The sequence below is a fragment of the Aminobacter sp. P4_H6_2 genome (assembly GCF_056400805.1).
Genome location: NZ_JBFUKO010000475.1, coordinates 1 through 4,261 on the forward strand (window position 1 = coordinate 1; position 4,261 = coordinate 4,261).

A 4,261-nucleotide genomic window follows, 5' to 3' on the forward strand; every position below is an offset into this window, starting at 1 on the left:
ATTTCAGGTTTGTTATTGCACAATTTGAACAAAAATGCATTGCAAGTGCACAATCTGAACTGGTTAGACGATATGTACAGTACAGAAATATAGATTTGTATCGGAACTGCAACAGTTAGCAAAAGATAATCGAGGTATCTAATAAAATCTGGCAATGTTTGTTGATCGTTTGTTTCAAATGGGCGATGTCGGTTCGACCAGGGACGGTGTGGGAGCATCAGACTTTTGGGCCTGAGGACAGGAAGGGTCGCTGTCTCCAGAATGTCAGACCCGTTTTTAGAATTGACTTGGGAGAATCAGGAAATGAATATTAAGAGCCTTCTTCTCGGCTCCGCTGCGGCTCTGCTCGCAGTCTCCGGCGCTCGTGCGGCCGACGCTGTTGTCGTCGCTGAGCCGGAGCCCATGGAATACGTTCGCATCTGCGACGTTTACGGTGCAGGCTTCTATTACATCCCCGGCACTGAGACCTGCCTGAAGATCGGCGGCCTCGTTCGTTACCAGATCGACTGGGCCCAGAACATCGGTGATAACGGCTGGAACAAGCAGGCACTTATGCGTCTGAAGTTCGATGCCCGTTCGGAAACCGAATACGGCACGTTCCGTCGTTACATCGAGTTCCAGGCGAGCATCCAAGGCAATGGCGGCTGGACCAACACTCCGGGCGCTGGTCGGGTTGAGGGTGAGCCGGGCGAATACTGGCGAGGCGTTAAGGGCGAAAGCGGCACGGCTCTCCGTTTTGCTTACTTCGAACTCGGCGGCCTGCTCGTCGGTCATGCCGACACCCTGTTCGACGGCGACCTCCTTGGCGAGTTCGACTCGGGCGGTGGCACACGCATCAACCAGATCCGCTACACGTTCGACGCCGGCAACGGCATTGCAGTGTCGATGGGCCYGGAAGAAGAGTCGGACAACTTCGACTACGTCCCGTTGGTCACCGGCAAGGTTGCGATCACGCAGGGCTGGGGTTCTCTCAATCTGTATGCTGGTTATGACGATGCCTACGGTGAGTTCGCCCTCAAGGCGATCGGCAACGTAAAGGCGACCGACGCTATCACCTTGCAGGTTCTGGCCGGCTACGAATCGGGTCCGACCTTCTGGTCCGTCAACGCTATCGGTGGCACCGAAACCCTGGCAGCAGTCGGTCCTTACCATGGCTACGCCTGGACGCTCGCTGGTTACCTGAAATACCAGGTCAACGAGAAGCTGTCGGTCGGCTTCGGCGGTCAGTACTTCGGCGATGCGCATGACGACAACTTGAACGATCGCCCGGATGGCGGCGCTAACGATTACTCACTCGGAGCAGTCGTCGACTACAAAATCGTCGAGAACCTGAATGCAAAACTAGCCCTCAACTATTTCGATGGCGACACATTCGACGATTTCGGCAACGGCGGCGGCTTCAACAGTTTCCTGCGCCTCGACGCTACGTTCTAATTGATCTGCTAGCATAGGCAAAGCAAATCGTGGTATCGGATTGCGGGTTGCTTTTGCCTTACTCATCGGCTGGTGGATGTCTTGGCCTTCTCGCCAGCCGACACGCTACAGGCGTCGGCGCCCGCTTTCGTGTGGCTTCCTGACCGTCTCCATAGACGGGACAAAGCTGGCACTGCCATTGGCAAAAACCTGCGCACACTGCTGTCTGGGTTTCCGCAACCCATTCCTCCCGTGTTGGCGCCCTGATTGAGGCACTAAGACCCACTCGAGCGAACGTGGGTTTCCCACAAATTAGAGCCGCTTCGACGCCATCGCGCTGGCTGATTTCAGGTGAAGCAAATTCTCGCAACTGTCGAAGCATCAACGCTCGCCCTGCTTAAAACTGCGACGAAGCCCTCCAGGACTTTGTTAGTCGATACGGACGATGTCTCTCCGGCTAGGCTGCCTATCGTGCCGTGCAGCAAATTGAAAATGCCCAGGAACAGCGCATGAAAATCCTTATCGTCGGCGGCACGGGCATGATCGGCGGCCACACTGCGGCTTATCTCAAGGAGCAAGGCAACGAGGTTGTGTTGGCGGCACGCAAGCCGGCGCCCGAAAACACGCCGATGGCCGCTTATCCGACCATCTATGGCGACTACACCAAGGGTGATTTCTCGGCGGACGATCTCGCGCCGTTTGACGGCATCCTGTTTGCAGCAGGCAACGATATCCGCCACTTGCCGAAGGGTGTCGACGAAAACGAGTTCTGGACCAAGATGCAGATCGAGGGCGTTCCGGACTTTGTCGAACTGGCGCGCAAGGCAGGCGTCCGCCGCGTCGTCCATATCGGCAGCTACTATCATCAGGTCATGCCGAACCTGGTCGAAACCAACGCTTATGTGCGCGGCCGCAGCCTCGCAGACGAGGGCGTGCGCGCACTGGCGACCGACGACTTCAATGTCTCGACGCTCAACCCACCTTCCATCGTCGGGTATGTAAAGGGATAGCCGACCAAGCGCTACGAGACGCTGATGGCCTATGCGCGCGGCGAGTTGGACCTGCCGATTTTTGCGCCGCCGGGCGGCACCAACTACATGTCGGTGCAGTCGCTTGCAGAAGCCATCTGGGGGGCGTTCCAGGACGCCGAAAGCGGCAAGGCCTATCTCATCGGTGACGAGAACTTGACCTTCCAACAGTATTTCCAGGCGCTGTTCGATGCCGTCGGTAACCCGCATCGTGTCGACGAGCGCAACGAGGAACATCCGCTGCTGCCTGATATGTTCATTGTGCCGGGACGTKGCAATGTCCTTGCCTACGAGCCAGACGTCGATGAAACCAAACGCCTTGGCTACCGCCGCAACGACGTGCAGCGCGCCATCCGCGAGGTGTTTGCGCAGGTCTCCGGCGAGTAACGCGAATTCGGGAGAACGGCATGGCAGACGATCAAGCAGCGCTGCTTATGGCGATGGCGCTCAGACGCGTATCCGAACGCTACGCCTATGCTGTTGACAGCGGCGACGGCGCCTTGCTCGCCGCGCAGTTCACACCTGACGGTGTCGTAGAATCCCCGCGCGGAAAATTCGAGGGCTGCGAACAACTGTGCGGCATTCCGGCCATGGTCGCGGGCCGTTATCTCAAAACATTCCATGCCGTGCTCAACCAGATCATCGAGCCGATCGAGGGCGGGGCCGAGGGCGAGACCTATTGCATCGCACGGCACTACTCCCGCGATCCGGCCGGACACTACCTTTGCTATGAAATGACCATCCGCTATCGGGACCGTTTTGCCCGCACCTCCGATGGTTGGAAGCTCGCCCGCCGTGCCCTAACGGTGGTTGGCACTCACACCTATGAGGCGCAGGAAACGCCGAACTAGTGAGCGTTTCATGGGCCCGATCCGAAATGCGCCGGGCGACATCGACTTACAGACTGCGGAGGACAGCATGCCCGACGAAATCTCGATCCTTGGACTGGCAGGAAAAGTAGCGCTGGTGACCGGCGCCGGCGCCGGTATTGGCCGCGCCACGGCCGAACTCTATGCCCGTGCCGGCATGAAGGTCGCGATCGCGGAGATCGAGCCCGCGCGCGTCGCATCGGTTCGCGAGGCGCTTGGCAAAGAGCATCTCGTCATCGAGGCGGACGTACGCAAGGCGACCGATGTCGCCAGGGTGATCGAGGCGGTCAAGGATCGCTTTGGCAGGCTCGATGTGCTGGTCAACAATGTTGGCGACTATCTCGGCTACAAGACCGCGTTCGAACACTCTACCGAACAAGAGTGGGAAGCGCTCTACGGCGTCAATCTGCTGCACATGTTCCATATGAGCAAGGCGTCGATCCCGTTGATACGGTCAAGTGGCTCAGGTGGGAGCATCATCAACGTCTCGACCATCGAGGCTTTTCGCGGCATCCCGATGACGGTGGTCTATTCTGCCTTCAAGGCGGCGATTACCGGTTTTACTCAGAGCCTCGCCGTCGAACTCGGTCAGCATGGTATCCGTGTAAATGCGATTGCGCCCGAGACTACCAATTCGGCACAAATCGTGGCGACGCCGCGCGTGCCGCCTGAAAACCGCGATTACCTCAAGCGCTGGTTCCCGATCGGCCGGTTTGGGGAGGGCGCGGACTCGGCAGGTGCTGCGCTATTCCTCGCCTCCGAGCTCCTGTCGGGCTGGGTATCGGGCACGACGATCCATGTCGATGGCGGCGTGCTCGCCGCTGGCGCATGGTCACGACTACCAGGCGACGCCGGCTGGACACACCTGCCCGTCATCGAGTCTGATGGCTACACGCCACGCCCCCACGCCAAGTAGGGGCCAGACAGTCGAACAGGTCGAAGCATCCGTAT

5 protein-coding genes are annotated in these 4,261 nt (G+C 58.7%); all 5 read left to right on the top strand.

All coding sequences use genetic code 11. From position 1 onward, the window contains the following. Positions 1–261: 261 nt before the first annotated feature. The 5 genes from AC1DUU_RS24630 (at position 262) to AC1DUU_RS24650 (ending at position 4,226) form a co-directional block, all read left to right on the top strand. Complete coding sequence (locus AC1DUU_RS24630; RefSeq protein ID WP_476786002.1) at positions 262–1,434, top strand: porin; 1,173 nt, start codon at positions 262–264, stop codon at positions 1,432–1,434. 488 nt (positions 1,435–1,922) lie between these two features. Then, positions 1,923–2,423 (top strand): NAD-dependent epimerase/dehydratase family protein, encoded by a 501-nt coding sequence (locus AC1DUU_RS24635; RefSeq protein WP_476786003.1) that lies wholly within the window; start codon positions 1,923–1,925, stop codon positions 2,421–2,423. 24 nt (positions 2,424–2,447) lie between these two features. After that, a complete protein-coding gene (locus AC1DUU_RS24640; RefSeq protein ID WP_476786004.1) occupies positions 2,448–2,828 on the top strand; it encodes a hypothetical protein in 381 nt (126 codons plus the stop codon). 20 nt (positions 2,829–2,848) lie between these two features. Next, on the top strand, positions 2,849–3,292 hold the full coding sequence (locus AC1DUU_RS24645; RefSeq protein WP_476786005.1) for a nuclear transport factor 2 family protein: 444 nt from the start codon (positions 2,849–2,851) through the stop codon (positions 3,290–3,292). Between the two features lie 67 nt (positions 3,293–3,359). Continuing rightward, positions 3,360–4,226, top strand: coding sequence for an SDR family NAD(P)-dependent oxidoreductase (locus AC1DUU_RS24650; protein ID WP_476786006.1), 867 nt, complete (start codon positions 3,360–3,362; stop codon positions 4,224–4,226). Positions 4,227–4,261: the final 35 nt, after the last annotated feature.